Source organism: Achromobacter arsenitoxydans SY8 (assembly GCF_000236785.1).
In the GTDB taxonomy this organism is placed as follows: domain Bacteria; phylum Pseudomonadota; class Gammaproteobacteria; order Burkholderiales; family Burkholderiaceae_B; genus Achromobacter; species Achromobacter arsenitoxydans.
In genome coordinates this window covers 33,754-60,495 of the sequence record NZ_AGUF01000079.1, presented here as the reverse complement: position 1 = coordinate 60,495, position 26,742 = coordinate 33,754, and the positions used below count along the sequence as shown (strand labels likewise).

General features: G+C 68.5%; 28 protein-coding genes. 8 read left to right on the top strand and 20 right to left on the bottom strand.

The features are described from left to right. The 8 genes from KYC_RS29985 to urtA all read right to left on the bottom strand — a co-directional run. Positions 1-189: hypothetical protein (locus KYC_RS29985; protein ID WP_008167617.1), on the bottom strand; the 189-nt coding region annotated here is incomplete at its 3' end. Continuing rightward, positions 186-530, bottom strand: coding sequence for a hypothetical protein (locus KYC_RS24750; protein WP_008167616.1), 345 nt, complete (start codon positions 528-530; stop codon positions 186-188). The genes KYC_RS24750 and KYC_RS29985, both read right to left, overlap by 4 nt. 164 nt (positions 531-694) lie before the next feature. Continuing rightward, complete coding sequence (arsC, locus tag KYC_RS24745) at positions 695-1,123, bottom strand: arsenate reductase (glutaredoxin) (protein ID WP_008167614.1); 429 nt, start codon at positions 1,121-1,123, stop codon at positions 695-697. Between the two features lie 87 nt (positions 1,124-1,210). Beyond that, on the bottom strand, positions 1,211-1,909 hold the full coding sequence (gene urtE / locus KYC_RS24740; protein ID WP_008167612.1) for an urea ABC transporter ATP-binding subunit UrtE: 699 nt from the start codon (positions 1,907-1,909) through the stop codon (positions 1,211-1,213). Position 1,910: 1 nt separating this feature from the next. Then, entirely contained in the window at positions 1,911-2,750 is an 840-nt protein-coding gene (gene urtD, locus KYC_RS24735; RefSeq protein WP_008167609.1) for an urea ABC transporter ATP-binding protein UrtD, read from the bottom strand. Beyond that, entirely contained in the window at positions 2,747-3,874 is a 1,128-nt protein-coding gene (gene urtC, locus KYC_RS24730) for an urea ABC transporter permease subunit UrtC (RefSeq protein WP_008167606.1), read from the bottom strand. Before urtC ends, urtD begins: the two co-directional genes overlap by 4 nt. Then, the gene (gene urtB / locus KYC_RS24725; protein WP_008167605.1) at positions 3,871-5,502 is read right to left on the bottom strand and encodes an urea ABC transporter permease subunit UrtB; all 1,632 of its coding nucleotides are present in this window, start codon (positions 5,500-5,502) and stop codon (positions 3,871-3,873) included. The genes urtC and urtB overlap by 4 nt, the downstream gene beginning before the upstream one ends. A 14-nt stretch (positions 5,503-5,516) precedes the next feature. Then, positions 5,517-6,770: an urea ABC transporter substrate-binding protein gene (gene urtA, locus KYC_RS24720; RefSeq protein WP_043519201.1), complete on the bottom strand. Its 1,254-nt coding sequence runs from the start codon at positions 6,768-6,770 to the stop codon at positions 5,517-5,519. 471 nt (positions 6,771-7,241) lie between these two features. On the opposite strand from urtA, the gene atzF reads away from it, so the two are divergent. The 3 genes from atzF to KYC_RS24705 are packed head-to-tail and all read left to right on the top strand — an operon-like array spanning position 7,242 to position 13,465. Further along, positions 7,242-9,074 carry an allophanate hydrolase gene (gene atzF, locus KYC_RS24715; protein ID WP_008167600.1) on the top strand — a complete coding sequence of 611 codons (1,833 nt, stop codon included), beginning with the start codon at positions 7,242-7,244 and terminating at the stop codon, positions 9,072-9,074. Positions 9,075-9,101: 27 nt separating this feature from the next. Further along, positions 9,102-12,740, top strand: a complete 3,639-nt coding sequence (uca, locus tag KYC_RS24710; RefSeq protein WP_008167598.1) for an urea carboxylase — start codon at positions 9,102-9,104, stop codon at positions 12,738-12,740. Beyond that, entirely contained in the window at positions 12,737-13,465 is a 729-nt protein-coding gene (locus KYC_RS24705) for a GntR family transcriptional regulator (RefSeq protein WP_008167596.1), read from the top strand. The genes uca and KYC_RS24705 overlap by 4 nt, the downstream gene beginning before the upstream one ends. 33 nt (positions 13,466-13,498) lie before the next feature. Here KYC_RS24705 and KYC_RS24700 read toward each other — a convergent pair whose 3' ends face one another. The 8 genes from KYC_RS24700 to KYC_RS24665 all read right to left on the bottom strand — a co-directional run bounded on the left by KYC_RS24700 (position 13,499) and on the right by KYC_RS24665 (position 20,123). Then, positions 13,499-14,314, bottom strand: a complete 816-nt coding sequence (locus KYC_RS24700; RefSeq protein ID WP_008167593.1) for an anti-sigma factor family protein — start codon at positions 14,312-14,314, stop codon at positions 13,499-13,501. Continuing rightward, positions 14,311-14,841 (bottom strand): RNA polymerase sigma factor, encoded by a 531-nt coding sequence (locus KYC_RS24695; RefSeq protein ID WP_008167592.1) that lies wholly within the window; start codon positions 14,839-14,841, stop codon positions 14,311-14,313. The genes KYC_RS24700 and KYC_RS24695 overlap by 4 nt, the downstream gene beginning before the upstream one ends. 23 nt (positions 14,842-14,864) lie before the next feature. Next, on the bottom strand, positions 14,865-15,233 hold the full coding sequence (locus KYC_RS24690; protein WP_008167590.1) for a COG4315 family predicted lipoprotein: 369 nt from the start codon (positions 15,231-15,233) through the stop codon (positions 14,865-14,867). Between the two features lie 95 nt (positions 15,234-15,328). After that, positions 15,329-15,793 (bottom strand): GNAT family N-acetyltransferase, encoded by a 465-nt coding sequence (locus KYC_RS24685; protein ID WP_008167588.1) that lies wholly within the window; start codon positions 15,791-15,793, stop codon positions 15,329-15,331. Positions 15,794-15,858: 65 nt separating this feature from the next. Next, complete coding sequence (locus tag KYC_RS24680; RefSeq protein ID WP_008167587.1) at positions 15,859-17,337, bottom strand: DUF1501 domain-containing protein; 1,479 nt, start codon at positions 17,335-17,337, stop codon at positions 15,859-15,861. Further along, the gene (locus tag KYC_RS24675; protein WP_008167586.1) at positions 17,334-18,884 is read right to left on the bottom strand and encodes a DUF1800 domain-containing protein; all 1,551 of its coding nucleotides are present in this window, start codon (positions 18,882-18,884) and stop codon (positions 17,334-17,336) included. Before KYC_RS24675 ends, KYC_RS24680 begins: the two co-directional genes overlap by 4 nt. A 128-nt stretch (positions 18,885-19,012) precedes the next feature. Next, complete coding sequence (locus KYC_RS24670; protein WP_008167585.1) at positions 19,013-19,717, bottom strand: SDR family oxidoreductase; 705 nt, start codon at positions 19,715-19,717, stop codon at positions 19,013-19,015. Between the two features lie 94 nt (positions 19,718-19,811). Further along, positions 19,812-20,123, bottom strand: coding sequence for a PepSY domain-containing protein (locus KYC_RS24665; protein ID WP_008167584.1), 312 nt, complete (start codon positions 20,121-20,123; stop codon positions 19,812-19,814). 198 nt (positions 20,124-20,321) lie between these two features. Here KYC_RS24665 and KYC_RS24660 point away from each other — a divergent pair, with 198 nt between their 5' ends. From KYC_RS24660 to KYC_RS24650, 3 genes are read left to right on the top strand one after another with little or no spacing between them, the layout of a single operon-like run. Next, the gene (locus KYC_RS24660; RefSeq protein WP_008167583.1) at positions 20,322-20,669 is read left to right on the top strand and encodes a PepSY domain-containing protein; all 348 of its coding nucleotides are present in this window, start codon (positions 20,322-20,324) and stop codon (positions 20,667-20,669) included. Continuing rightward, complete coding sequence (locus KYC_RS24655; RefSeq protein WP_008167580.1) at positions 20,669-21,331, top strand: response regulator transcription factor; 663 nt, start codon at positions 20,669-20,671, stop codon at positions 21,329-21,331. Before KYC_RS24660 ends, KYC_RS24655 begins: the two co-directional genes overlap by 1 nt. Continuing rightward, positions 21,328-22,719, top strand: coding sequence for a sensor histidine kinase (locus KYC_RS24650; protein ID WP_008167579.1), 1,392 nt, complete (start codon positions 21,328-21,330; stop codon positions 22,717-22,719). The genes KYC_RS24655 and KYC_RS24650 overlap by 4 nt, the downstream gene beginning before the upstream one ends. Positions 22,720-22,735: 16 nt before the next feature. On the opposite strand, the gene KYC_RS24645 is transcribed toward KYC_RS24650, so the two are convergent. The 4 genes from KYC_RS24645 to KYC_RS24630 form a co-directional block, all read right to left on the bottom strand. Continuing rightward, on the bottom strand, positions 22,736-23,164 hold the full coding sequence (locus tag KYC_RS24645; protein WP_008167578.1) for a universal stress protein: 429 nt from the start codon (positions 23,162-23,164) through the stop codon (positions 22,736-22,738). A 15-nt stretch (positions 23,165-23,179) separates the two neighbouring features. Further along, positions 23,180-23,605 (bottom strand): universal stress protein, encoded by a 426-nt coding sequence (locus tag KYC_RS24640; protein WP_008167577.1) that lies wholly within the window; start codon positions 23,603-23,605, stop codon positions 23,180-23,182. A gap of 101 nt (positions 23,606-23,706) precedes the next feature. Next, entirely contained in the window at positions 23,707-24,510 is an 804-nt protein-coding gene (murI, locus tag KYC_RS24635; RefSeq protein WP_008167576.1) for a glutamate racemase, read from the bottom strand. Positions 24,511-24,568: 58 nt separating this feature from the next. After that, positions 24,569-25,492 carry a LysR family transcriptional regulator gene (locus tag KYC_RS24630; RefSeq protein WP_043519198.1) on the bottom strand — a complete coding sequence of 308 codons (924 nt, stop codon included), beginning with the start codon at positions 25,490-25,492 and terminating at the stop codon, positions 24,569-24,571. A gap of 134 nt (positions 25,493-25,626) precedes the next feature. Here KYC_RS24630 and KYC_RS24625 point away from each other — a divergent pair, with 134 nt between their 5' ends. Further along, positions 25,627-26,205 (top strand): chromate transporter, encoded by a 579-nt coding sequence (locus KYC_RS24625; protein ID WP_008167574.1) that lies wholly within the window; start codon positions 25,627-25,629, stop codon positions 26,203-26,205. Next, a complete protein-coding gene (locus tag KYC_RS24620) occupies positions 26,202-26,726 on the top strand; it encodes a chromate transporter (RefSeq protein ID WP_008167573.1) in 525 nt (174 codons plus the stop codon). The genes KYC_RS24625 and KYC_RS24620 overlap by 4 nt, the downstream gene beginning before the upstream one ends. Positions 26,727-26,742 lie beyond the last annotated feature (16 nt).

Sequence of the window (26,742 nt, the reverse complement as noted above, 5' to 3'; positions counted from 1 at the left end):
CCGCATCTGTACGGCTTCCAGACCGCCGGCGCCGGCGACTGCCCGCTTCCCCAGGGCCAGAGGCGAAGGCGCATACGCGGCCCGCAACGGCAGAATCGGAAAGCCCATGCGCTCGCAAGCGTTGCAGTCTCCGGTGGGGTTGGGCACGGCGTGGTCCAGGACTCTGCGAAGCAATTGGCTGGTGTTCATGAGTAGTTCGCTGCTTGCGGCAAGGAGGCAAAAATATCTTTCCAATCGGCGGCGTCGTCGCGTTCGTAGCGGCCGTGCTGAAAGGCCAGGTCCTGGCCATCGCGGCTGTTCTGGTGGGCGTAGCTGGGGTGCTTGAAGGTGTAGTCGCGCTGCGTTTGGCGCGCGCCGCGGCCCAGCACCTGGCCGAAGTCCTCGGCGGGATTGGCGCAGGCGGGTTCGTTCGAAAGCAGGCAGGTTTCGGACTGCGCTTCGCGCAGTTCGAACTTGATGACCTCAAATACGTCGTGCGCTTCGCTACCGATCAGGTCGAAGGCGCAACGTAGGTCGGATTGGTGCGGCATGTCGTGCTCCGGCAACCGAGCACTGACAGCGCGCACCAGGACAGGACGTTTTGCCGTAAGTTCTCAGAAGAGGCAGACGTTCAAAGACGTCCGCGAAGCGTGAGATTTGCATGCCTGAGTACTGTTTGGATATAGGTCAGGTCTGAAAATGCACGCAGCCGCTATCACTTCTGGATGCGTTTGCCCTGCGCGTCGATGACGGGCTCGCCGCTTTCCTTCGAGAACGCGCCTTGTTGCGGGGCCGGCAGGATGTCCAGCACCAGTTCGCAGGGACGGCACAGGCGTGCGCCCAGCGGCGTCGACACGAAGGGACGGTTCAGCAGGATGGGGTGCTGTTCGATGGCGTCCAGCAGGGCGTCGTCGGACAACGACGCATCGTCCAGGCCCAGCTCAGCGTAGGGCGTGCCTTTATCGCGCAGCGCGTCGCGCACCGTGACGCCGGCCTGCTTGAACAGGGCCTTCAGCGTGTCGCGCGACGGCGGCGTCTCCAGGTACAGCACGACCTGCGGCTCGATGCCGGCGTTGCGGATGAGGCCCAGGGTGTTGCGGGACGTTCCGCACTTGGGGTTGTGATAGATGGTGACGTCGGACATGGAGGCTCCTCTTTCGGATGATGCGTCGTGCAAGAGAAAGGGAGCATAGTCCATCCGCGGCGCCGTGGCCGGGCGTCGCGGGAAGCGTCACACCGACAGGTGCCGGCGCACGTCCTCGCCGTCGATCGTGTCGCGTCCGCCGCGCGCCACCACTTCGCCGCGCGACAGCACCACGAACTGGTCGGCCAGTTCGCGCGCGAAGTCGAAGTACTGCTCGCACAGCAGGATGGCGATGTCGCCGCGCTGGCGCAGCATGTGGATGACGCGCGCAATGTCCTTGATGATGGACGGCTGGATGCCTTCGGTGGGCTCGTCCAGGATGATGAGCTTGGGTTCGGCCACCAGCGCCCGCGCGATCGCCAGTTGCTGCTGCTGGCCGCCGGACAGGTCGCCGCCGCGGCGCGACAGCATGCTTTTCAGCACGGGAAACAGTTCGAAAACCTCTTCCTTGATGCGCCGGGCGCGGGCCGCCGGCTTGGTCGCCATGCCCATCAGGATGTTCTCTTCCACTGTCAAGCGCGCGAAGATGTCGCGGCCTTGCGGCACGTAGGCCATGCCGCGCGCGGCGCGCTGGTGCGGCGCCAGGCGCGTGATGTCGGCGCCGTCGAATGCGATGCCGCCGCGCGCTACGGGCAGCACGCCCATCACGCACTTGAGCAGCGTGGTCTTGCCCACGCCGTTGCGGCCCAGCAGCGCCAGGCATTCGCCCTGGCGCACCGACAGCGACACGCCGCGCAGGGTGTGGCTGCCGCCGTAGTATTGGTCGATCGTGCTTACGTCCAGCATCTCAGCGCCCCAGATAGACTTCGATCACGCGCGGGTCGGCCTGCACGCGGCTCATCGGGCCTTCGGCCAGCACCGAGCCTTCGTGCAGCACGGTGACCTTGCCGTCGCCCGCGATCTGGTTGACGAAGTCCATGTCGTGCTCCACCACCATCAGGGAATGGCGTCCGCGCAATTCGTTCAGCAGTTCGCCCGTGCGTTCGGTTTCGGCGTCGGTCATGCCGGCCACGGGCTCGTCCAGCAGCAACAGTTGCGGCTCCTGCATCAGCAGCATGCCGATTTCCAGCCACTGCTTCTGGCCGTGCGACAGCAGGCCGGCGGGCCGCCAGACCTCGGGCCGCAGACGGATCAGGTCCAGCGTTTCGCCGATCCGGTCGGCCTCTTCGCTGGACAGGCGCGAGAACAGCGTGGGCCGCACGCGCTTGTCCGTTTTCATCGCCAGCTCCAGGTTTTCGAACACCGTGTGCTGTTCGAACACAGTCGGGCGCTGAAACTTGCGGCCGATGCCGGCGTGCGCGATCTGCGCCTCGTTCAGCGTGGTCAGGTCGATGCTCTGGCCGAAGTAGGCCGTGCCCGCCGTGGGCCGCGTCTTGCCGGTGATCACGTCCATCATCGTGGTCTTGCCCGCGCCGTTGGGGCCGATCACGCAGCGCAGTTCCCCCACGCCGATGTCTAGCGTCAGGTCGTTCAGGGCCTTGAAGCCGTCGAAGCTGACCGTGATGCCTTCCAGGTACAGGATGGCGCCGTGGCTGGTGTCCAGGCCCCTGGGGCTGACGCGGCCATAGCCGGCTTCGCCGCTGGGGCCGCCGTCCAGCATGGCCGATTCGGTGTGCGTGCTGGTCATGCCTTCTTCTCCTGGATGCGGGCCGCGATGCGGCGGGCAAGGCCGACGATGCCGGTGGGCAGGAACAGGGTCACCAGCACGAAGATCAGGCCCAGCGCGTACAGCCAGTATTCCGGCAGCACGCTGGTGAACCAGGTCTTCAGGCCGTTGACGGCGCCGGCGCCGATGATCGGGCCGATCAGCGTGCCGCGCCCGCCGGTGGCCACCCAGATCACCATCTCGATGGAGTTCTCGGTGGACATTTCACCGGGGTTGATGATGCCGACCTGCGGCACGTACAGCGCGCCCGCGATGCCGCACAGCACGGCCGACAGGGTCCACACGAACAGCTTGAAGCCCAGCGGGTCGTAGCCGATGAAGCGCAGCCGGCTCTCGGCGTCGCGCACGGCGGTCAGCACGCGGCCCAGCTTGCTCTGCGTGACCATGCGCGCCAGGATCAGCGCGCCCGCCAGCGCCGCCAGCGTGATCCAGTACAGCGTGGCGCGGGTGCCGGGCGCGGTGATGTCGAAACCCAGGATGCGCTTGAAGTCGGTGAAGCCGTTGTTGCCGCCAAAGCCCGTGTCGTTGCGGAAGAACAGCAGCATGGCGGCGAATGTCAGCGCCTGCGTGATGATCGAGAAGTACACGCCCTTGATGCGCGAGCGGAAGGCAAAGTAGCCGAACACGAAGGCCAGCACGCCCGGCACCAGCACCACCAGCAGCATGGCGTACCAGAAGTGCTCCGTGAAGGACCAGTACCAGGGGTAGCTCTTCCAGTCCAGGAACACCATGAAGTCGGGCAGGTCGCTCTGGTAGACGCCGTCGCGGCCGATGGCGCGCATCAGGTACATGCCGTGCGCGTAGCCGCCCAGCGCGAAGAAGAGTCCGTGTCCCAGCGACAGGATGCCCGCGTAGCCCCACACCAGGTCCAGCGCCAGCGCGGCCATGGCGTAGCACATGAACTTGCCCAGCAGGGCCACGGCATAGGCCGACACATGCAGCGCATGGCCGGGCGGGAACACCAGATTCAGAAGGGGCAGCAGGGCCAGCAGGGCCACGCCCGCGGCCAGCGCCGTCCACACGCGGCCCGAAAACAGGGGGCGGCGGGCCAGCAGGTTCAGGTCGGTCAGCGCGGTCTGTTTCATTCGACGCTCCGGCCGCGCGGGGCGAACAGGCCTTGCGGCCGCTTTTGGACGAACAGCACGATGAGCACCAGGATGGTGATCTTTGCCATGACGGCTCCCGCGTAAGGCTCCAGGAATTTGTTGACGCCGCCCAGGCCCAGCGCGGCGATGACGGTGCCCGCAAGCTGGCCCACGCCGCCCAGCACCACCACCATGAACGAGTCGACGATGTAGCCGCGGCCCAGGTCCGGGCCCACGTTGCCCAGCTGCGACAGCGCTACGCCCGCCAGTCCGGCGATGCCGGAGCCCAGCCCGAAGGCCAGCATGTCGACGCGGCCGGTCGGCACGCCCACGCAATCGGCCATGCGGCGGTTTTGCGTGATGGCGCGCACGAACAGGCCCAGCCGCGTGTGGTTCAGCAAGGCCCACACCAGGAACACCACGAAGAAGGCGAAGCCGATGATGACGATCCGGTTGTAGGTCAGCACCAGCCCGCCCAGCACGGTGAAGCCGCCAGACATCCAGCTGGGGTTGCCCACTTCCACGTTCTGCGCGCCGAACAGCGACCGCACGCCCTGCATCAGCATCAGGCTGATGCCCCAGGTCGCCAGCAGCGTTTCCAGCGGACGCCCGTAAAGCCAGCGGATGACGGTGCGCTCCAGCGCCATGCCCACCAGCGCCGTCACGACGAAGGCCAGGGGCAGGGCGGCCACCACGTACCAGTCCAGCCAGCCCGGCAGCCATGATCGGAACAGCGTCTGCACGACATAGGTCACGTAAGCGCCGATCATCAGCAGTTCGCCGTGCGCCATGTTGATGACGCCCATCAGGCCGAAGGTGATGGCCAGTCCCAGCGCGGCCAGCAGCAGCACGCTGCCCAGGCTCACGCCATAGAAGAGATTGCCGGCCCATTCGATCGTGGCCAGGTGCCGGTCGATCTGCTTGAGCGCATTGACGGCGGCCTCGCGCACGCCGGCGTCGGGTTCGGCGTAGACGCCGTCGCGCGCTGAAGTCAGGGCGGCCAGCGTCGGGCGGAAGGCGGCGTTCTTTGTGTCGCCTAGCACCTCGACCGCGTGGCGGCGCTTCGCGGGATCGCCGCTTTTCAATTCCAGGTTGGCCTGCGCGATGAGCAGCGCGCCGCGCACGGCCTCGTTCTTTTCCGCCGCCAGCGCCCTTTCGAGCATCGGCAGGCGCGCGGGATCGCCGGTCTGCTGCAGCCGGCGGGCAGCATCCAGGCGTTCGTTGGGGTTGTCGGAAAACAGGCGCGAACCGGCCAGCGCGGCCTCGATGGCGCGGCGCAGGCGGTTGTTGATGGAAACCGTGCCTGCGTCCGCAGGCAGGTCCACGGCCGCGCCCGTGGCGGGATCGGTGGCCTTGGGGCCGCCGGTCCCGATCAGCACGCGGCCGTCGGCAGTGGCGTAGAGCTGGTCGTTGCCCAGCGCCTGCAGCACTGCGGCAGCGCCCGGATCGGGCAGCTGGCCCAGCGCGGCAATCGCTTGCAGCTTGGCGTCCGTGTCGTCGCCGTCCAGCGGCGCAAGCATGGACTGGTCGATGCCAGCGGCGGCCGCGGGGGCGGCCAGCACCGGCACGGCCAGCAGCCATGCCAGGAGAAAACGACGCAAGAAATGTGCGATTGCCGCGATGCGCATGGCTGCCCTTTCCTTTAGAGGCCTTGCTTGCCTTCGTTGCCGGGGATGAACGGGCTCCACGGTTGGGCGCGGATCGGGCCCTTGCTCTTCCAGACCACGTTGAACTGGCCGTCCGCCTTGATTTCACCGATGTAGACGGGCTTGTGCAGGTGGTGATTGGTCTTGTCCATCTCGACCGTGTAGCCGTCGGGCGCGCTGAACTTCTGGCCGCCCATGGTGGCGATCACCTTGTCCACGTCGGTGGACTTGGCCTGTTCCACGGCCTGCTTCCACATGTGGATGCCGATGTAGGTGGCTTCCATCGGATCGTTGGTCACGACCGTGTTGGCGTTGGGCAGGTTCTTGGCCTTGGCGTAGGCCTTCCACTTTGCGATGAATGCTTCGTTGACGGGGTTCTTGACGGACTGGAAGTAGTTCCAGGCGGCCAGGTGGCCCACCAGCGGCTTCGTGTCCACGCCGCGCAGTTCTTCTTCGCCCACCGAGAACGCCACGACCGGCACATCGGTGGCCTTCAGGCCCGCGTTGCCCAGCTCTTTGTAGAAGGGCACGTTGGAGTCGCCGTTAATGGTGGAGATGACGGCCGTCTTGCCGCCCGTGGCGAACTTCTTGATGTTGGCGACGATGGTCTGGTAGTCGGAATGGCCGAACGGGGTGTAGACCTCGTCGATGTCGCTGTCCTTCACGCCCTTGGAATGCAGGAAGGCGCGCAGGATCTTGTTGGTGGTGCGCGGATAGACGTAGTCGGTGCCCAGCAGCACGAAGCGCTTGGCGCCGCCGCCGTCTTCGCTCATCAGGTATTCCACGGCGGGAATGGCTTGCTGGTTGGGCGCGGCGCCCGTGTAGAACACGTTCTTCTCCAGCTCTTCGCCTTCATATTGCACGGGGTAGAAGAGCAAGCCGTTCAGTTCCTTGAAGACGGGCAGCACGGACTTGCGCGACACCGAGGTCCAGCAGCCGAAGACCACGGCCACCTTGTCCTGCGACAGGAGCTGGCGGGACTTTTCGGCGAACAGCGGCCAGTTGGAGGCGGGGTCGACAACAACGGCTTCGAGCTTCTTGCCCATCACGCCGCCATTGGCGTTGATTTCGTCGATGGTCATCAGGGCCACGTCCTTGAGCGACGTCTCCGAGATGGCCATGGTGCCCGAGAGGGAATGCAGGATGCCGACCTTGATGGTGTCTTCGGCGGCGAGAACCTGCGGCATCCACCCGGACATGGCCAACAGGCTCACGGCGGTCAGTTGCTTAAGGGCTAGTCTGCGTTTCATGGTGACTCCTGGATGGAATGTGCCGGTCTGGCCGGCGAGAACGATCTGAACAACACCCACAACGTCATTGCGCCCGCCGCTGTGCTTACGGTCCGGCAGCAACCCGAACGCGCCGTGCTCCAGCCGGAAAAAGACGGGCGGCCAGCAAGGATTTCGCTTCGGACATGGACCCAAAAGCAAAAGGCGTGCCAAGTGCTTTCGCGGCGCGGGGCCGCTGTATGAAGAGGGGGTGTTTACGCGAATGCGCGCAGCGCCCGCCGGGCGGCGCGAGGCGGATCGAAACGGTGCCGCATGCACAAAACAGGTGCGCGATGCGCCCGGTTACGGTGCGGCGGGCGCCACGCGCGCGGTCGGTCCGGCGGCCCGTGGCCGGCCGCGATGCCGCCGTACAGAGGGAAGTCGAAGCGCGCCGCCAACATGGCACGCGGATTGCTTGGGAATCCGTACTTGTATACAAGAAAGGATTCCAGCATGAACGCCGCAGCATCGCAGAAAAGCCCCGCCGGTTGGACGATCGGGCAGTGGCAGTCCGCCTACCGCGAGGGCGCGCAGCCCGAGGCGCTGTTGGCCGGCTACGCCGCCGCGCCGGATAGCCCCGAGGACAACGCCTGGATACGGCGCGTCGACCGCGCCGGGCTGGACAAGCAGCTCGACGGCCTGCGGCTCCTGCTGGCTGCGGCGGGCGGCGACCTGTCGCGCCTGCCGCTGTATGGCGTGCCCTTCGCCATCAAGGACAACATCGACGCGGCGGGCTGGCCCACCACCGCCGCGTGCCCCGAATTCGCCTACACGCCGGACGAGGACGCGACTGTCGTGCGGCGGCTGCGCGCGGCCGGCGCCATCCTCATCGGCAAGACCAACCTGGACCAGTTCGCCACCGGCCTGGTGGGCACGCGCTCGCCGCACGGTCCGGTGGCCAACAGCTTCAATCCCGACTATGTCAGCGGCGGCTCCAGCTCTGGGTCCGCATCGGTGGTGGCGCGCGGCATCGCGGCGTTCTCGCTGGGCACCGACACCGCGGGCTCGGGCCGCGTGCCCGCCGGCTTTAACAACATCGTGGGCCTGAAGCCCACCAAGGGCTGGCTCAGCACCGCGGGCGTGGTGCCTGCGTGCCGCACGCTGGACTGCGTGTCGATCTTTGCGCTGACCGTGGATGACGCCGGGAAAGTGGCGCAGGTCGCCGGGGGCTATGACGAGGCCGATCCCTATTCGCGCGGAATGCCGGCGGGCGCATCGCTGCCGTGGCCCAAGACGCCGCGTCTGGCCATCCCCGCGTCGCTGGAATTTTTCGGCGACGCGCAGGCCGCCGCCGTGTTCGACGACGCCGTGCGCGCGCTGCGCGCGGATGGCGCGCAGGTAGAACCCATCGACTTCGCGCCGTTCAGCGAACTGGCCTCGCTGCTGTACCAGGGCCCCTGGGTGGCCGAACGCTTTGCCGCGGTGGAAGCCCTGTGGAAGGAAAACCCCGGCGCCATCAATCCGGTCGTGCGCGGCATCGTCGAGCAGGCCGCGAACTACAGCGCGCTGGACACGTTCAAGGCCGAATACCGGCGTGCCGAACTGACCCGCCAGATCCATCAGGCGCTTGAAGGCTTCGACGCGCTGGTCGTGCCGACCTCGCCGTCCATCTACACCATCGCCCAATTGGAAGCCGACCCGGTCACGCTCAATTCCCGCCTGGGCGTCTACACCAACTTCGCCAACCTGGCCGACCTGTCCGCGCTGGCGGTGCCGGCCGGCATGCGCGCCGACGGCCTGCCGTCCGGCATCACGCTGATCGGCCTGGCCTGGCAGGACCGCGCGCTGGCGCAGTTCGGCAAGCAGTGGCAGGCGCGTCGCGGCCTGCCGCTGGGCGCCACGGGCGCGCCGCTGCCGGCGGCCACCGCGGACAACACGCCGGCCGCCGACACCGTGCGCGTCGCGGTGGTGGGCGCGCACCTGACCGGCATGCCGCTCAACCATCAACTGACGTCGCGCCACGCGGCGTTCGTGGAGAAGACCGCAACCGCCGGCGACTACCGGCTCTATGCGCTGGCCAACACCACGCCGCCCAAGCCGGGCCTGGTGAAGTCGGACAGCGGCACGGGCATCGAGGTCGAACTGTGGGACGTGCCGGTGACGGCGTTCGGCGCTTTCGTCGCCGAGATTCCCGCGCCCTTGGGCATCGGCACGCTGGAGCTTGCCGACGGCCGCCTCGTCAAGGGCTTCATCTGCGAGCCGCGCGGCCTGGAAGGCGCGCGGGACATCACTGACTTCGGCGGCTGGCGCGCATACCTGGCCAGCCTTGGCGCCGCCACCCGATAACCCCGCCTGATACCTGGGAGTCGCATCGTGTTCGATACCGTTCTGATTGCAAACCGCGGCGAAATCGCCGTCCGCGCCATCCGCACCCTCAAGCGCCTGGGCATCCGCAGCGTGGCCGTCTACTCCGATCCGGACCGCAACGCCGCGCATGTGCGCGAGGCCGACGTGGCCGTCGCCCTGGGCGGCGACAAGGCGGCCGACAGCTACCTGCGCATGGATCTGCTGCTGGCCGCCGCGCGCGAGCATGGCGCGCAGGCCATCTATCCCGGCTACGGCTTCCTGTCCGAGAGCGCCGATTTCGCGGAAGCCTGCGAGGCCGCGGGCATTGCCTTCGTCGGTCCCACGCCCTTGCAGATACGCGAGTTCGGCCTGAAGCACCGCTCGCGCGAGCTGGCCGCCGAGGCGGGCGTGCCGATGACGCCGGGCACCGGGCTGCTGGCCAGCCTGGGCGAGGCGCTGTCGCAGGCCGAGCGCATCGGCTATCCCGTGATGCTCAAGAGCACGGCGGGCGGGGGCGGCATCGGCCTGTCGCGCTGCGAGAACGAGGCCGAGCTGACGGTCGCGTTCGATAGCGTGCAGCGCATGGGCGAACACTTCTTCCGCGATGGCGGCGCGTTCATCGAACGCTATGTGGACAACGCGCGGCACGTCGAGGTGCAGATCTTCGGCGACGGCGCGGGCCGCGTGTTGGCGCTGGGCGAGCGCGACTGCTCCGTGCAGCGCCGCAACCAGAAGGTCATCGAGGAGACTCCGGCCCCCTTGCTGCCGCCCGCCACGCGCGCCGCGTTGCTGGAGGCCGCGGTCAAGCTGGGCGTTTCGGTGAACTACCGCTCCGCCGGCACGGTGGAATTCATCTACGACCCGGCGCGCGACAGCTTCTACTTCCTGGAGGTCAACACGCGCCTGCAGGTCGAGCATCCGGTGACCGAGGCCGTGACCGGCCTGGACCTGGTGGAATGCATGCTGCGCGTGGCCGCGGGCGAACCGCTGGACTACGCCGCGATGTCGCGCGCGCCGCAAGGCGCGTCCATCGAGGTCCGCCTCTACGCCGAGGATCCGCTGCGCCAGTTCCAGCCTTCGCCCGGCGTGCTGACCGAAGTCTCGTTTCCGGACGATGTGCGGGTGGACGGATGGGTGGAGACGGGCACGGAAGTTCCCGCGTTCTATGACCCCATGCTGGCCAAGCTGATCGTGCATGCGGACACGCGCGAGGCCGCGCTGGACAAGCTGTCCGATGCGCTCGCCAGGACTCGGCTGCATGGCATTTCCACCAACCTGGACTATCTGCGCCAGATCGTGTCGGATGCGCGCTTTCGCGCCGGCCAGCTGTCCACGCGCTTCCTGGAAAGCTTCGACTACCGGCCCGCCGCCATCGAGGTGCTGGAAGCCGGCACCTACACCAGCGTGCAGGACTATCCCGGCCGCGCCGGCTATTGGGACATCGGCGTGCCGCCGTCCGGCCCCATGGACGATTACGCATTCCGCATCGCCAACCGCATCGTCGGCAACGCGCCGGACGCGGCCGGCATCGAGACCACGCTGGTCGGGCCGACGCTGCGCTTTCACGGCGACGCCATCGTGGCGCTGACGGGCGCGGCCTGCGCGGCCACGCTGGACGGCGAGCCCGTCCCGATGTGGCAGCCGATCGCGGTGCGGTCGGGACAGGTTTTGACCACCGGCCGCGCGCTGTCCGGCTGCCGCAGCTATCTGGCTGTGCGCAACGGCCTGGATGTGCCGCTGTACCTGGGCAGCCGCTCCACCTTCGCCCTGGGCCAGTTCGGCGGCCATGCCGGCCGCACCCTGCGCGTGGGCGACATGCTGCCCGTGGTGCGCCCGGAACTGCCCGGCGCCAACGCGGCTGCGCCCGAGGCTGCACCGCAGGCCGCACCCGCCAGCCTGATCCCCGAGTACGGCAGCGCCTGGGAAATCGGCGTGCTGTACGGCCCGCACGGCGCGCCGGACTTTTTCCAGCCCGACGCCATCGACGCCTTCTTCGCGGCGGACTGGGAGGTCCACTACAACTCCAACCGTCTGGGCGTGCGCCTGATCGGCCCCAAGCCTACCTGGGCGCGCGAGAACGGCGGCGAGGCCGGGCTGCACCCGTCCAACATCCATGATTGCGAGTACGCGATCGGCAGCATCAACTTCACGGGCGACAGCCCTGTGATCCTGACGCGCGATGGTCCCAGCCTGGGCGGCTTCGTGTGCCCGGTCACGATCGCCCGCGCCGAACTGTGGAAGGTGGGCCAGGTCAAGCCGGGCGACCGCATCCGCTTCGTGCGCATCGACTACCCGCAGGCCGTGGCCCTGGAAGCCGCGCAGGACCGCAGCATCGCCGAACTGGCGGCCGCGGCGCCTGCGGCGACCGAGCCATCGCCGGTGCCGGCGACCGTGTCGGAAACCATCGTCGCAGCGCTGCCGGCAGAGGGTTCGCGCCCGTCGGTGTCTTACCGGCAGGCAGGCGACGGCTACCTGCTGCTGGAGTACGGCGACAACGTGCTGGACCTGGCGCTGCGCATGCGCATCCACCTGCTGATGGAGGCGCTGAACGCCAGCCCGGTGGCCGGCGTGCTGGAACTGTCGCCCGGTGTGCGTTCGCTGCAGATCCGCTACGACAGCCGCGTCATCCTGCAGGGTGCGCTGATTGCGCGCCTGCTGGAGATCGAGGCCGGCCTCGCAGACGTCGCGACGCTGAAGGTGCCGACGCGCGTCGTCTACCTGCCCATGGCCTTTGAAGATTCCGCCACGCTGGGCGCGGTGCAGCGCTATCAGGAAACCGTGCGCGCCAGCGCGCCCTGGCTGCCGAACAACGTGGACTTCATCCAGCGCATCAACGGCCTGGATGACCGCGATGAAGTGCGCCGCATCGTGTTCGACGCCAGCTACCTGATCATGGGCCTGGGCGACGTCTACCTGGGCGCCCCCTGCGCGGTCCCGATTGATCCGCGCCATCGCCTGCTGACTTCCAAGTACAACCCGGCGCGCACCTTCACTGCCGAAGGCACGGTGGGCATCGGCGGCGTGTACATGTGCATCTACGGCATGGACTCGCCTGGCGGCTACCAGCTCGTCGGCCGCACGCTGCCCATCTGGAACAAGTTCCTGAAGAACCCCGTGTTCCAGGACGGCAAGCCCTGGCTGCTGCGCTTTTTTGATCAGGTGCGCTTCTATCCGGTCACGGAAGCCGAACTGGACGTGCTGCGCGAAGACTTCCGCCAGGGCCGCGCTACGGTGCGGATCGAGGAAGAGGTGTTCGACTTCGCCGCGCACCAGCGTTTCGTGGCCGAGCAGTCGGACAGCATCGCCGCGTTCCAGGCGCGCCAGAAGACGGCCTTCGACGCCGAGGTCGCGCTGTGGAAGACCGAAGACGTGGCGGCGGAACAGCCCGCCGCCGAGCCCGAACCCGAAACCGCCCTGCGCGAAGGCGAACGGCTGGTCAGCGCCGACATGTGCGGCAACATCTGGAAGATCCCGGTCCAGGTGGGGCAGAGCGTGGCCGCCGGCGACACGCTGGTGGTGGTCGAGGCCATGAAAATGGAGCTCTCCGTCATCGCGCCCGCGTCGGGCACGGTTGCCGCGATTCGCTGCGTGCCGGGCAAGCCCGTGAACGCGGGCGATCCGCTGGTGGTGATTGCCGAAGACGCCACGTGCGTCGTGACCGGATGATGCGGCTGGAATCGGTGCAGGCCGGTCCGGCCATCCGCCAGGCGCCGGCGTTGGCCGGCTCGCTGGCCGACCAGGTCTACCAGCGCATCAAGGACGACCTGTTCGGCTTTCGCATGCTGCCGGGCGAGCGCTTCACCGAGGCCGACCTGGTCGCGCGCCTGGGCGTCAGCCGCACGCCGGTGCGGCTGGGCCTGGCCCGTCTGGAGCGCGAAGGCTTCGTGCTGGCGCGGCCGCGCAGCGGCTGGCAGGTGCGTCCGTTCGACTTCGAACGCTTCGAGGCGCTGTACGACGTGCGCGTGGTGCTGGAGCAGGCCGCGGTGGAAAAGCTGTGCGCGCGCGAGCACATGGACCAGGCCGGCATCCTGGGCGCGCTGACCGACGTGTGGCTGGTGCCGCCGCCGCAGCGCATCCTGGACGGCCGGCTGGTGGCGCAGCTGGACGAGGCGTTCCATTGTTCGCTGGTGATGGCCGCCGGCAACCCGGAGATGGCGCAGATCCACCGCGACGTCACCGAGAAGATACGCATCGTGCGCAGGCTGGACTTCACCAAGGACTTCCGTGTCGACGCCACCTACGACGAGCACGCCGCGATCCTGCGCGCGGTGCTGGGGCGCCGCGCCGACGAGGCGGCGCGCATGCTGCGGTCCCACATCGAGATGAGCAAGGCCGAGGTGCGCAAGATCACGCTGCATATGCTGCACGAGGCGCGGGAAAGCGCGGGCTGAATGGGCCCGGCGCGGTGTGGCGGCAAGAGGCGATCAGCCCTGGAGCTGCCGGTAGACCTCTTGCGACACGCGCTGCAGTTCGTCGCGGCTGACGGCGCCCGACAGCGCATAGCCGAATTGCCCTTCGACCCAATAGAACACCCGCACCGGCCCTTCCTGCGTGAACTGGAAGGCGGTCTGGCCGCCGGCGGCCTCGCGGGTGACGTACAGGGTCAGGCGCTGTCCGTCGGACGCGCCATACATGAACTGCGCCACCGGCCCGGCGCCGCCGGGCAGCAGGCGTCCGCCCATCAGCTCGTAGCCCACCTGCGACAGCGCCGGCGCGCGCACCGGCGCGCCCATGCGCTTGGTCAGCCATGTCACCAGGGCCTTTTCGTTATCGCCGCCGACCTCCACGGGCCGGCCCATGTCGGGCGCGTACACCGCGTGGGCGATGGCGGCGCGCTGCGCGTAGCCGCCCGCGGCGCGGTCCGGGCTGGCGGTGGCCAGCACGGCCTGCAGATGGCGGGCGTCCATGGCGCCGCGCGCAATCCACGCCGCGCTGGCGCTGACCACGGCCACCGCTACGCTGGCGGCCAGCGCGCGCCACGGCCAGGGCCTGGCGGGCGCCTTGAGCGGCAGGCGCAGCGGCAGAGGCTCGTCCAGCACCGGATCCAGCAGGGCGTGCAGCGCGCGCCGCTGTTCCTTCCAGTCGTCCACGCGGGTCTGGTCGTGGGGATGGGCGGCCAGAAAGGCCGCGACCTCGGCGTGGCGCGCGGCCGGAAGCTGGCCGTCGGCGTAGCCGTGCAGGTCGGCTTCGGTGATCGGGGTGCCGGCGATGGGAACCGGATGAAGGTGTTTATCGTTCATGACATTTCACGCGGGGAGGGAACAGGCCGCAGCCGCCTGGCCGTGTCGCGGCCCTGCATCAGCGCGCCGAGCTTTTCGCGGGCGCGCGACAGGCGCGACATGACGGTGCCGATGGGCACCGCCAGTATCTGGGCGGTCTCCTGGTAGGACAGGTCTTCCACGCATATCAGCAGCAGGACCTCGCGCTGTTCGGCCGGCAGCGCCTGCAGGCAGCGGTCCAGGTCGCGCACCTCAAGCTGGTCGGTCTGGGTGGCGCGCACGGGGGCGTCGGGCAGGTCGCCCGGCGCCGTCTGGTCCGTCTGGCGGCTGGCGGCGCGCACGCCGTCGATGAAATGGTTGTGCATGATGCCGAACATCCAGGCGCGCAGCTCGCCGCGCCGCTGCCAGCGCGAATAGCGGCTCCAGGCGCGCTCCAGCGTGTCCTGGACCAGGTCGTCGGCCCGATGGGGGTCGCCCGTCAGCCCGCGGGCGTAGCGCCGCAGGCTGGGGATGCAGGCCAGGATCAGGGCTTCGTCTTCGGCGCGCATGGTCTGAACGGGAACCTTCCGTATCAGGGCTTGACGACGTGCCAGATTTCCTTGAAGTTGTCGCCGGTCTTGTCGCCCGGCTTGGTGTCCTTGGTGAACAGGTACAGGGGCTTGCCCTTGTGCGCCCATTGCTTGCTGCCGTCGTCCCGGGTGATGACCGTCAGGTCGCCCATCGGCTTGGCGTCGGCCGGGGCCATGGCGGGCGGCCAGGCCTTGGCGCACTGGTCGACGCAGACGCTCTTGCCTGCGGAGTCCTTGTCGAACGTGTACAGCGTCATGCCGGCGCTATTGACCAGGATGCCGTCCTGGGTCTTGACGGCCTGGGCGTGGGCGCCGGCCGAAAACAGGGCGGCGCAGGCGAATGCCAGGGCCGCGGCGGTGTGTTTGCGCATGGTGTGCCTCGTAGGTGGGAAAGTGGGGGACTGCCCTCTACGGACGCTGGGCGGCGCCGCATTATTCCCTAGGCGCCGAAAAAAATCGCAGAGGTTCAGCCAGCCGGCCGGACGGCGCCGGGTTCGTACCGCATTTCATGCTCCAGCTCGGTCTCCTTGACGGGGGTGAAGCCCAGCGCTTCGTACAGCCGCCGGGCGGGGTTGCCCTTGAGCACGCTTAGCGTGACCGGCGCGCCCTCCGCGTCCGCCTGGTCCAGCACGCCGGCCAGCAGCCGGCGGCCCAGCCCCTGGCCCTGGAAGGCGGGGTCGATCTGGATCTGGACGATGCGCCACCCGGCGGTGTCGCGGTAATGCTTGAACAGCCCGGCCGGCCTGCCGTCCAGCCAGACGATCTGCGCGTCGTCGAAGTGGTAGCGGATGCGCGCCATGTGGTGATCGTCGTCCAGCGGGGCGCCGGCGCGCCGCAGATGCTCGGTCATGGTGGACTTGCGCAGGGACAGCAGGAACGGCAGGTCTTCTTCGGTGGCGGACTGCAACGCCAGATCGGGAGTGAGGCTCATGATGCGGTTGCGGAGAGATTGGGGATACGCCTGCGGGCCCCGGGGTTTGGGGCCGTTGCCTGACGTTATAGAGCGGTTGGGCCGCCAGCGCCAGGGGCGGCCGCCCGGTCGGGGCCGTCGGCGGGCAGTCGCTCAAGTATCCCAAGGGGTTCCGCGCCGAAGTGCCTGAGATTCGGAAACACCATTCGCAGATCATCCCGGCTGGCCCCGAACCACGTTCCCAGCGACGCGCCCAGCTGGTCCACCGCGGTGGTGGGCAGCAGGCGGCCGTTGTCGACGAAGCCCGGCCCGTTGACCGCAATCTCGGGATGGTCGCCGTAGCAGCGCCCGCCGTTGACCGCGCCGCCCAGCACGAAGTGGTGCGAGCCCCAGCCGTGGTCCGACCCGTTGCCGTTGGAGCCCAGCGTGCGCCCGAACTCGGAGGCCGTGAAGGTGGTGACCTGGTCCGCCATGCCCATGTCCGCGATGGCCTGCTGGAACGCCGCCAGCGCCTGGCCCAGCTCGCGCAGCAGCGCGGGGTGCGTGTCGTTCAGACCGGTGTGGTTGTCGTAGCCGTTCTGCGACACGAAGAACACCTGGCGGCGCGCGCCCAGCGCCTCGCGGGCGCCGATGATGCGCGCCACGATCCGCAGCTGCTGGGCCAGCGGCGACGCAAAGTCCCCCGGCACGGCCACCCCGGCCAAGGCGGCGCGCAGGCGCGTGTCGGCCGAGATGGATTGGGCGGCGATGCGCGACATCTCGCGTTCCATCAGATGCTCGCGCGGCTCGGTGATCAGATCCCGGAGCAGGGCGGTGCAGGCGCTGGAACCGTACATGTCGCGATGCAGCATATCTATCTGCGTCGATCCGTTGATGCCCACGCGGTAGCCGGCCACCTTGCGGCCCGCCAGCAGCACGGTGCTGCCGCCGGCCGTGATGCCGGTGAAGGTGCGCTGCGCGTTGGCGCCCGCGAACAGGTCGGTCAGCCGGCCGGCCCAGCCCGACGACGCGCCTTCCGGGGCCAGCGCCTGCCAGAAGGATTGCTGGTCGTTGTGCGAAAACAGCTTGGGCGGCAGCGGCACGCGCGCGCCGATGTATTCCGCCTTGGTGGTGGGGACCACCAGCGGGCCGACGTTCAGCAGCGCCGCCATGTCGCCGCGCTCGTACAGCGGGGCCAGCGGCGCCAGCGCGGGCGCCAGGGCGAACTGCATCCCGCCCGGCGTGGCCGCCTTGCCGCGCAGGACCGTGGCGCGCAGCGCGTCGCGGGGCAGGGCGATGTCGCCGCGCGCCGCGGCATAGGCCCGGTACGAAGACGGATCGTACGGAACCAGCGTGTTGTAGGGATCGTTGCCGCCGTACAGGAACACGCAGACCAGCGCCTTGTAGGTCGATGGGGCCGATTGCGCCGCAGCCGCGCCGATCGCGGCAAGGTTCAGGGCCAGCGGCGCCGCCGCGCCGGTCGCGCCCAGCGCGCAGGCGCGCAGAAAGGTGCGGCGGTCGACACCGCGGCGGTCGAAACCGCGGCGGTCTGAGTCTTCGCGATCGTCGTCGTGGCTGCGTGTCATTTCTGCACCAGGTATTCGGGGGTGGCGGCCACCAGCATGATGGCGGCTCGCACCCGGTCGCGCGGCCGGTCGGGCGGCAGCGTGGCCACGGCTTTGGCGATGGAGGCCGCGGTGCGCTGGCTGAAGGCGTCGCCCGCCAGCAGCAGCGCCACGCGCGCCACCAGCGCGTCGGGGTCCCGGGCCAGCGCGATTTCGGGCGTGTAGGACGTCTGCAGGTCTTCCCAGCCGCGGTCCGCATAGATCGCAAGAAAGTTCAGGTAGCCGGCGATGCTGGTCTCGTCCGTGATCTGCAGTTCGGGCGCCACCAGATGCCTGCGGGCCAGTTCGGTCACCGGCGGCACGTAGCGGGGGCGGAAGAAGTTGAACACGGTGGCCGACCGCAACGGGCTTTGCGCCAGGCGGATCGTGTTGTCGGTGGTGTCCGGCATCGCCCATTCGCCATTGTTGGAATTGGCGCCGAAAGCCCGCGCCCAGCCCGAAAACCGCAGGATGGGTTCGCGCACCTTGCCCCAGTATGGCGAGTCCAGATCCGGCTGACGGGCCTCCGGATCCAGCAGGATGGCGCGCACCACCGCCTTCAGGTTGCCGCGCCGGCCCTTGCCGTCGTCGTTGAACACGGCGGACACGCGGCCGACATAGGCGGGGCTGGGATTGCTGGTCACCATGCGCTGGATGAGCTGCATGCCGATGAAGGGCCCGACGTTGGGGTGGGCGCAGATGACGTCCATGGCGCGCTTGAGGGACAGGTGCCCGTCCGTGCCCGGCGGGATGACCGCGCCCAGGAAGCGCTTTTCCGACATCGAATGCAGCGCATTATTCAGCGCCATGGGCCGCCGGTGGAATTCCACGTCGGTTTCCGGCCCGTTGATGTCCCATCCGGTGAACACCTTGGCCAGGCCCTGCACGTCCGCATTGGTGTAGGTCTCGACGGGCTTGCCCCGGACCAGCCGGACCGTGCCGTCCTGTTCCAGTTCCAGCAGCCCGATGCTGAACAGCTGCATGACCTCGCGCGCGTAGTTTTCGTCGGGATGGCGGCCGGTTTTGGGATCTTCCTTGCGGTTGCCGCGATAGGTCAGCATGCAGCCCATGGACAGGTTGCGCGTCACGGCGGTCAGCAGGTCCTGGTAGTTGCCGAGCGCGTGCTCGGCCAGCAGGTCCATGAACCCCGCCGCGCCGAACAGCGGCCAGGACGCCGTGATGGACGATACCCCGACGACGAAGATCTCCGACAGCGAAAACGCCACGCGCGTGCGCACCTGGTCGGGCGCGCTGATGAACTTGCGCCACAGCGTGGAGTCCAGCGGCGCATTGATGCCGTTGCCCTTGAACGCCTCGGTATTTTTCTGCTTCTGCAGCAGCCAGTCGAAGTGGGTCTGGGACGCAGGCATGGCAAGCTGCGCGTCCAGCCAGGCCGCGTAGCCGACCCGCGTCACGGCGTCGATGTCCGCCGGCGTGGGGCCGAACGTGGCCTGCGCCAGAAAGCGCGAGGCCTGGCCTGGAGTGGGGGATGCGGACTGCGGCGCAGCCGCTGACGGCGTAGCGGACATGCGCAGGCACCTCGTCGAATGCGACAACCTACGGTACTAAATGCCCGGCGCGGGCTTCAATACCGTCATTCGGATGAGGGACTACGCCAAATGCATGAGATCGCGGGGCGATTGCCCCGCGTCAGGCCTTACACGGAACGCGTGATGCCGCCGTCGATGCGGATGTTCTGGCCGGTGATGTAGGACGAGGCGTCCGACGCCAGGAACGCGATCAAGTCCGCCACTTCCTGCGACGTGCCATAGCGGCCCATCGGGATGCGCGTGCGGCGGTCTTCTTTTTCGGGCAGGCTGTCGATGAAACCCGGCAGCACGTTGTTCATCCGCACGTTGTGCTGGGCGTATTCGTCCGTGAAGACCTTGGTGAAGGCGGCCAGCCCGGCGCGGAACACGCCCGACGTCGGAAACAGCGCCTCGGGCTCGAAGGTGGCGTAGGTGGAAATGTTGACGATGGCGCCGGACTTCTGCTTTTGCATGACGGGGGCGACCAGGCGCGTGATGCGCACGACGTTCAGCAGGTAGAACTCCATGCCCAGGTGCCAGTCGTCGTCGCTGAGTTCCAGCAGCGGGCCCTTGGGGCCGTGGCCCGCGCTGTTGACTACCGCGTCGATTCGGCCCCACTTCTGCAGCGTGGCGTCCACCAGCCGGGCCAGGTCCTCGGGCGAACGGTTCGAGCCGGTGACGCCCAGGCCGCCGAGTTCCTGCGCCAGGGTCTCGCCCTTGCCGGACGACGACAGTATTGCGACGCGGTATCCGTCCGCCGCCAGCTTGCGCGCCGCCGCGGCGCCCATGCCGCTGCCAGCCGCCGTAAGGACCGCCACCTTTTCCGTGCTCATGTTCGCTCCAGTGTGTCGAATTCGGGAACGGCCATTGTAGGGGCGCGTGCCCGATCCATCACCGTCACGCAGCCTGTCGGGCGCCGGTGTGGGCTCAATCGTCGAAGCGGCTGCGGGTGACGGCGCCCGACTGCGGGTCGACGCGCAGCTTGACGCGCTGGCCCTGCGGGTCGTAGGCCTTGACCTCATAGCCATGCTTGCTGGAACGCTCGATCTCGGAAATGTTGCGGTAGCCGGCCGCTTCCATCTTGTCGTAGACCTGGCGGATCGTCAGCATCGGGGCCGCCGCGGCCGGCGCGGCTGCGGTTGTAGGCGCCGCGCCGGATTGCGCAAGCGCCGGGACGACCGCGACGAGCGAGCACGTGCCGATTGCCAGGGCTGCCAGGGTTTTCTGAATGCGCGTCATGAGGTGAATCTCCTTGGAGTGTCGGAAGAAAAGCGTCGGAAGGGACGCGGGCCGTCTTTACGACCCTGGAAGCATTGTTGAATAGCGCGCATGAACCCTTTCTGAAGCGGCCGTTCATGTCAGGTTCATCCGCCGCGCGGTATAAACGGGACTCGTCCCACCCTGGAGGTCCGGCGCTGCGGCGCTGCGGAAAACGGCATGAATCTGAGTCGGCGCGTCGGCGTCTTGCTGTCTGGCTGCGCGCTGGCGCTGGCCCTGGCCGTCGGGCCGGGCAGCGGCGCGGCCGGCGAAAGCGATCACGAACGCGCGCGCCAGGCCCTGGAGGCCGGCAAGGTGCTGCCCTTGGGGGCGGTGCTGGACATCGTCGAGCGCGAGTTCCCGGGGCAGGTGGTCAAGGTCGAATTCGAAGAGGAAGATGACGAGTTCATCTACGAAATCCGCGTGCTGCAAAGCGGCGGAGGCATCCTCAAGCTGGAGATCGACGCGCGCGACGGCACGGTGATTTCCGCCAAGGGGCGCGACATCAAATTCAAGAGCAGGGACTGATGCGGATACTGGTGGTCGAAGACGAGCCCACGCTGGCCGGCCAGCTTGCCGAGGCGCTGCGCGGCGCCGGCTACACGGTGGACGAAGCGGCGGACGGCGAATCGGCGCATTTCCTGGGCGATGTGGAAGCGTTCGACGCAGTGGTGCTGGACCTGGGGCTGCCGGTCATGGACGGGTTGACCGCGCTGAAGCGCTGGCGCGCCGCCGGCCGCAATATGCCGGTGCTCATCCTGACGGCGCGGGACAGCTGGCACGAGAAGGTGACGGGCATCGACGCGGGCGCCGACGACTACCTGGCCAAGCCTTTCCACATGGAAGAACTGCTGGCGCGCGTGCGCGCGTTGTTGCGGCGCACTACGGCGCACGCCAGCGCGCAGTGGCGCTGCGGTCCGCTGATGCTGGATACCCGCCATGCCAGGGTCACCGTCGATGGGCAGGCGCTGAACCTGACCAGCCACGAGTTCAAGGTACTGTCGGTGCTGATGCAGCGGGCGGGCGAAGTCGTTTCCCGCGCCGAGCTGACCGAACACATTTATGCGCAGGACTTCGACCGCGATTCCAACACTATCGAGGTCTTCATCGGCCGCCTGCGCAAGAAGCTGCCGCCCGACACCATCGAAACCGTGCGCGGGCTGGGCTACCGCCTGGCGCCGCAACCATGAAGGCGCGGCGGGCAGGCCTGGCGGGATCGCTGCGGCTGCGGCTGCTGGCCGGAACGCTGGCCTGGATCGTGGCGTCCGTGGCGCTGGCGGGCTGGGGCCTGGCCAGCCTGTTCCGCCAGCACATCACGCAGCAATTGCAGTCCGAGCTGACGCTGCATCTGAATCAGCTCACCGCCTCCGTCAACGTGGACGCGGACGGGCGCCCCGTCGTTGCTCCGCCACTAAGCGATCCGCGCCTGGAGCAGCCCCTGTCGGGTCTGTACTGGCAGATCGACCGGCTGCCGGATGGCTTGCTGCCCGCCGCCGCGGGCGTGGCGCGCTCGCGGTCGCTGTGGGACCAGACGCTGGCCGTGCCGGCACCCGCGGCGGGCCAGGAGCAGGACCAGGACCAGGCGCAGGACATCGGGGGCCCGGAAGGGCGTAAGCTCGCCGCGCTGACGCGCGTCCTGAAGCCGGCCGAAGAGGACGCCGCGCCGCTGCGCCTGATCGTGGCGGCCGACCGGCGGGTGCTGGCCGAACCCATAGGCCGGTTCAACCGGATGCTGGCCATCGCGCTGGGCGTACTGGCAGCGGGACTGACGCTGGCGGCGGTGGTGCAAGTGTTTGTCGGCCTGCGTCCGCTGGCCCTGTTGCGGCGACAGCTGGCTGCGCAGAATGCCGGCGGCAGCAGCCGCATCGAAGGGCGCTTTCCCAGCGAAATCCAGCCGCTGGTCGACGACTTCAACAAGGTGCTGGCCATGAACGCCGATATCGTCCAGCGCGCACGCACGCAGGCCGGCAATCTGGCGCACGCGGTCAAGACGCCGCTGGCCATCCTGGCCAACGCGGCCGCGCGCGAAGACCCGGCGCTTGCCGCGCTGGTGCGTGAACAGGTCGGCGCCGCGAACCGCCAGATCGACCACCATCTGGCGCGCGCCCGGGCCGCGGCGTCATCCAGCGCCGCCGACAGCCGCACGCCCTTGCAGGCGCCGGTACAAGGGCTGCTGCGCGCCATGCAGCGCCTGCATGCCCAGCGCGGCCTGGTCATCGAGGCGGCGGCTTTTCCGCCCGACATGGTGTTCCGGGGCGAGGCGCAGGACCTGCAGGAAATGCTGGGCAATCTGCTGGACAACGCCTGCAAATGGGCGCACAAGCGGGTAAGGCTGTCCGCGGCCCACGCGGGGCCGGGCAGGCTGCTGATCCACATCGAGGACGACGGGTCCGGCATCGAGGACCACGAGCGCGAACGCATCTTCCTGCGCGGCGTGCGCGTGGACGAACAGCAGCCCGGATCGGGGCTGGGCCTGGACATCGTGCGCGATCTGGCGGGCACCTACGGCGGCGAGGTGCGCGCCGATCGTTCCCCGCTGGGCGGGCTGAGAGTGTCGCTGTGGCTGCCTGCCGCATGAGGCCGGCGCGCTTTTCCTACTTCACCAGCGTCACGGGCATCTGCGCCAGCTGCACCACCTGATTGGCCACCGAGCCGATGAAAATATTGGCCAGCGTGCCGTTGCCGCGCGTGCCCATGACGATGCGGTCGCAGCCGTGGTCATTTGCATAGCCGGCGATTTCGGTTGCCGCGTGCCCGAAGACGACGTGGCTCACGTGGTCGACGCCGGCGGCGCCCAGCAGCTTGCGCGCCTCTTCGCCGGCCTCCTGGCCTTCGCGGGTGTAGAAGTCGTCGATCATTTCCTGCGTGATCATGCGCGACAGGCCGGCGCGGCCGCGCGGCGGCGTTTGCACGTTGATCAGGTGGATGCGCGCGGATTCGGCGCCCTGGGCCAGGCGGCGGGCGTACACGACGGCGCGGTCGGCGTTTTCGGAGCCGTCGACGGGAACGAGGATGTTCAGCATGGGAGCTCCTTTGCCTTACTTGACCAGCGTGACGGGCAGTTCCGTCAGGGACAGCACGCCCGTGGCGACGGAGCCCATGAACAGGGCCGATACCGAACCCAGCCCGCGCGTGCCCATGAAGATTTCGTTGGCGCCGGTGTCGCCGGCCACGCGCGCGATGGTCTCCGCGGCGGCGCCGGTTTCGATGTGGATCTCGAACGGCACGCCCGCCTGATCCAGCAGGGCGCTGGCGGCCTGCACCGCGGCCTGGGCTTCTTCGGCGTGATAGGCGTCGATCTCGGCCTGCGACAGGCCGCTGCTGAACTTGCCCGATTGCAGCGGCACCTGGACCGTCAGCAGGTCTACGCGCTCGATGGGATCGTAGCGGCGGGCTTCAAGAAGCGCCTTGACCGCATTGAGCGCGGTCTCGGAACCGTCGACGGGAATCAGGATGCGTTTCATGGGCGTCTCCTTTGTTTGGCGGGCGGCGGGGCATTCCAATGTATCTCAATTATTCGCCGAACCGGCCTGGGTCGAGATGCGTGCAATCAAGCCACTGCCGATCAGCGCCACGCGTCCGGCACCGTGCCCGCGCTCAGCGGCTGCCCCAGCAGCCGGCTGGCCTGCGCCGCCAGGGAGTCCGCGGCGCCTGTGGTTTCCAGCAGCAGCGCTCCCGCGCCCTCGCCGCGCAGCAGGCCGCGTTCCTGCAACTGGTGGCGCAGCCAGCGCGCCACGGGCGCGCCGGTTTCCAGCAGGGGCACGCCCGGGCCGGCGGCGGCCTGGATCAGATCGCGCAGGAACGGAAAATGGGTGCAGCCCAGCACCAGCACGTCGGCGCCCGCCTGGCGCAGTTCCGTCACGGGGGCGCGGACCGCGGCCTCGGCGTCGGGGCCGGTCAGCTCGCCTTGCTCGACCAGCCGCACCCATTGCGGACAGGGCCGCAGCAGGATGCGCACCTCCGGCGCCTCGCGTTGCACCAGCGCGGCGAATTTGGGGCTGGCCAGCGTTCCTGTGGTCGCAAACACGCCGACCACGCCGGAGTGCGTCAGGTGCGCGGCGGGCTTGATCGCGGGCTCCACGCCGATGATGACCAGGCCGGGGTGGCGCCGCCGCAGCAGGGCGATCGCGGCGGCCGTGGCCGTATTGCACGCCACCACCATCGCGCGGGCCTGGCGCGACACGAAATAGTCGGCGATGGCGCAGGCGCGCCGTTCGACGAAGTCCTGCGATTTTTCCCCGTAGGGCACGTGGGCGGAGTCGGCCACGTACAGCAGCCGCTCGTGGGGCAGGGCGTCGCGGATCGCGCGCAGCACGCTCAGGCCGCCGACGCCGGAGTCGTACACGCCGATGGGGGATTCGGAAAGCATCGCGAGTGAAAAATGGGGAGTGCGGTTGGCGGCAAGTGTAGCGCCGGGCGCCTGCGCGTCAGGCCGCCTGGAACGCCTGCCGCTGCCGCCGCGTCTCGTCGATCAGCTTGCTGGCGGCGCCGGACAAGGGCGCGTCGCGCCAGATCAGGTTCAGCGGGGCGCGAAATTGCGCCGGATGGGTCACGCTGACGTACACCACGCCCTCGATGTTCACGCGGCGCAGCGACGCCGGCACCAGCGACACGCCCAGTCCTGCGGCCACCAGGCTCAGCGTGGACAGCATGCGCGGCGCCTCCTGTTCGACCCGGGGGCTGAATCCCTCGGCGCTGCACGCCGCGATGATGGCGTCGTACAGCCCCGGGCCGCTATGGCGCCGATACAGGATGAGCGATTCGTCCGCCAGTTCCGACAGCGCGATGCGCTTGGGCGCGCGGCCCTTCACGGCGGGGTGGTCCGCGGGAAACGCCGCCAGCATGGCTTCTTCAAGTACGGTTTCCATCATGATGCCGCGGTCTGCGCCCTGGGCGCCGCGGATGAAGGCCACGTCCACGCGCCCCTCGGCCACCGCCTCCCGCAGTTCGCCGGTGCTGCTTTCTTCCAGCACCAGGCGCACGTGCGGCGCGCTTTCCCGGAAACGCCGGATGACCGACGGCACGAACGGGTGAAACGCGGCGGACCCCGTGAAGCCGACCGTCAGCCGGCCCGCTTCGCCCATCGACACGCGGCGCACGCCGTCCACCGCCTGATCCACCATCGCGATGATGTTGCGGGCGTCGTCCAGCAGTGCGCGGCCGCTTTCGGTGAGCTCCATGCCGCGCGGCAGGCGATGGAACAACGTGACGCCCAGCTCCTGTTCCAGCACGCGGATCTGCTGGCTGAGCGGGGGCTGGCGGATGCCCAGCCGGGCCGCGGCCTTGGTCAGGTGGGACTCTTCGGCCACGGCCAGGAAGTAGCGCAAGAGCCGCAAATCTACGGATGCCATATGCTTTCGATATGAATGTTTAACCAGTCATATATTAGACATTATCTTTCCTGAAGAGTAGGCTGCAATCTCGTTATCCACCTGTGGCGCGGCTCCGCGCCAGCCCCTCGCCGGCCGCGCGCCGGCCATAAAAAATGATGAACGCAGCACTTTCCACCGAAGAGGCCGGCTTGCGGCCTCCCCCCACTTGCGGCCAGCTGTTCTATGGTTTCCTGATGCTGGGCCTGACCGCCTTCGGCGGCGCCTTGCCCCTGGCGCGCCGCATGGTCGTCGAAAAGCACCGCTGGCTGACCGGCGCGGAATTCACTGAACTGCTGGGCCTTTGCCAATTCCTGCCGGGCGGCAACATCATCAACCTGTCCGTCGCGCTAGGCATGAAGTTCCGCGGGCCGCGCGGCGCCTTCGCTGCGATCATGGGCCTGATCCTGGCGCCGTCGATCATCGTCGTCATGCTGGGCATGGTGTACGACCGCTTCCAGAATGACCCCAACATCCAGCACCTGTTCGCCGGCCTGGCCGCTGCCGCGGCCGGGCTGCTGATCTCGATGGCGGTGAAAGTCGGCATGCCGGTCATCAAACGCCGCGACTGGCTGGCCGGCGTCGTCGCCACCGCCTGCTTCATCGCCATCGCCGTGCTGCGCATCCCGCTGTTGCCGACCATGGCGGTCATGACGCCGCTTAGCATCCTGATGGTCTGGAGGCAGCGCCGATGATCCACACGCTGATTGCCCTCGTCCTGATCTTCTCGGAACTGTCGGTGCTGGCCTTCGGAGGCGGGAACACCATCCTGCCCGAGATGCAGCGCCAGGTCGTCGACGTCCACGGCTGGATGAGCGCGGCCGACTTTTCCGCGCTGTTCGCACTGGGCCAGGCGGCGCCGGGCCCCAACCTGATGGTCGTCACGCTGGTCGGCTGGCACGTGGCAGGCTGGGCCGGCATGCTGGCCACCACCATCGCCAAGTTCGGTCCTTCCTCCCTCATCACCATCCTCGCGCTCGGCCTGTGGGAACGGTTCAAGGACCGCCCCTGGCGCGGCGTCATCCAGGCCGGCATCTTCCCGATGACGGTCGGGCTGGTCGCGGCCAGCGCCTCGCTCATCACCGAGGCGTCCGTGCACACCTGGCTGCTGGGCGCCATCACCGCCATCGTGGCCGTGCTGGGCAGCGCCACCCGTATCCATCCGCTGTGGCTGCTGTTTGGCGGCGCGCTGGCCGGTTTGCTTGGTATCGGTTAGCGTAAGGGCCTGTGCA

Excerpts from the sequence above, each read along its gene's own strand:
- KYC_RS24750 (WP_008167616.1), bottom strand. The coding sequence starts at position 530 with ATGCCGCACCAATCCGACCTACGTTGCGCCTTCGACCTGATCGGTAGC.
- arsC (WP_008167614.1), bottom strand. The coding sequence starts at position 1,123 with ATGTCCGACGTCACCATCTATCACAACCCCAAGTGCGGAACGTCCCGC.
- urtE (WP_008167612.1), bottom strand. The coding sequence starts at position 1,909 with ATGCTGGACGTAAGCACGATCGACCAATACTACGGCGGCAGCCACACC.
- urtD (WP_008167609.1), bottom strand. The coding sequence starts at position 2,750 with ATGACCAGCACGCACACCGAATCGGCCATGCTGGACGGCGGCCCCAGC.
- urtC (WP_008167606.1), bottom strand. The coding sequence starts at position 3,874 with ATGAAACAGACCGCGCTGACCGACCTGAACCTGCTGGCCCGCCGCCCC.
- urtB (WP_008167605.1), bottom strand. The coding sequence starts at position 5,502 with ATGCGCATCGCGGCAATCGCACATTTCTTGCGTCGTTTTCTCCTGGCA.
- urtA (WP_043519201.1), bottom strand. The coding sequence starts at position 6,770 with ATGAAACGCAGACTAGCCCTTAAGCAACTGACCGCCGTGAGCCTGTTG.
- atzF (WP_008167600.1), top strand. The coding sequence starts at position 7,242 with ATGAACGCCGCAGCATCGCAGAAAAGCCCCGCCGGTTGGACGATCGGG.
- KYC_RS24705 (WP_008167596.1), top strand. The coding sequence starts at position 12,737 with ATGATGCGGCTGGAATCGGTGCAGGCCGGTCCGGCCATCCGCCAGGCG.
- KYC_RS24700 (WP_008167593.1), bottom strand. The coding sequence starts at position 14,314 with ATGAACGATAAACACCTTCATCCGGTTCCCATCGCCGGCACCCCGATC.
- KYC_RS24695 (WP_008167592.1), bottom strand. The coding sequence starts at position 14,841 with ATGCGCGCCGAAGACGAAGCCCTGATCCTGGCCTGCATCCCCAGCCTG.
- KYC_RS24690 (WP_008167590.1), bottom strand. The coding sequence starts at position 15,233 with ATGCGCAAACACACCGCCGCGGCCCTGGCATTCGCCTGCGCCGCCCTG.
- KYC_RS24685 (WP_008167588.1), bottom strand. The coding sequence starts at position 15,793 with ATGAGCCTCACTCCCGATCTGGCGTTGCAGTCCGCCACCGAAGAAGAC.
- KYC_RS24680 (WP_008167587.1), bottom strand. The coding sequence starts at position 17,337 with ATGACACGCAGCCACGACGACGATCGCGAAGACTCAGACCGCCGCGGT.
- KYC_RS24675 (WP_008167586.1), bottom strand. The coding sequence starts at position 18,884 with ATGTCCGCTACGCCGTCAGCGGCTGCGCCGCAGTCCGCATCCCCCACT.
- KYC_RS24670 (WP_008167585.1), bottom strand. The coding sequence starts at position 19,717 with ATGAGCACGGAAAAGGTGGCGGTCCTTACGGCGGCTGGCAGCGGCATG.
- KYC_RS24665 (WP_008167584.1), bottom strand. The coding sequence starts at position 20,123 with ATGACGCGCATTCAGAAAACCCTGGCAGCCCTGGCAATCGGCACGTGC.
- KYC_RS24660 (WP_008167583.1), top strand. The coding sequence starts at position 20,322 with ATGAATCTGAGTCGGCGCGTCGGCGTCTTGCTGTCTGGCTGCGCGCTG.
- KYC_RS24655 (WP_008167580.1), top strand. The coding sequence starts at position 20,669 with ATGCGGATACTGGTGGTCGAAGACGAGCCCACGCTGGCCGGCCAGCTT.
- KYC_RS24650 (WP_008167579.1), top strand. The coding sequence starts at position 21,328 with ATGAAGGCGCGGCGGGCAGGCCTGGCGGGATCGCTGCGGCTGCGGCTG.
- KYC_RS24645 (WP_008167578.1), bottom strand. The coding sequence starts at position 23,164 with ATGCTGAACATCCTCGTTCCCGTCGACGGCTCCGAAAACGCCGACCGC.
- KYC_RS24640 (WP_008167577.1), bottom strand. The coding sequence starts at position 23,605 with ATGAAACGCATCCTGATTCCCGTCGACGGTTCCGAGACCGCGCTCAAT.
- murI (WP_008167576.1), bottom strand. The coding sequence starts at position 24,510 with ATGCTTTCCGAATCCCCCATCGGCGTGTACGACTCCGGCGTCGGCGGC.
- KYC_RS24630 (WP_043519198.1), bottom strand. The coding sequence starts at position 25,492 with ATGGCATCCGTAGATTTGCGGCTCTTGCGCTACTTCCTGGCCGTGGCC.
- KYC_RS24625 (WP_008167574.1), top strand. The coding sequence starts at position 25,627 with ATGATGAACGCAGCACTTTCCACCGAAGAGGCCGGCTTGCGGCCTCCC.
- KYC_RS24620 (WP_008167573.1), top strand. The coding sequence starts at position 26,202 with ATGATCCACACGCTGATTGCCCTCGTCCTGATCTTCTCGGAACTGTCG.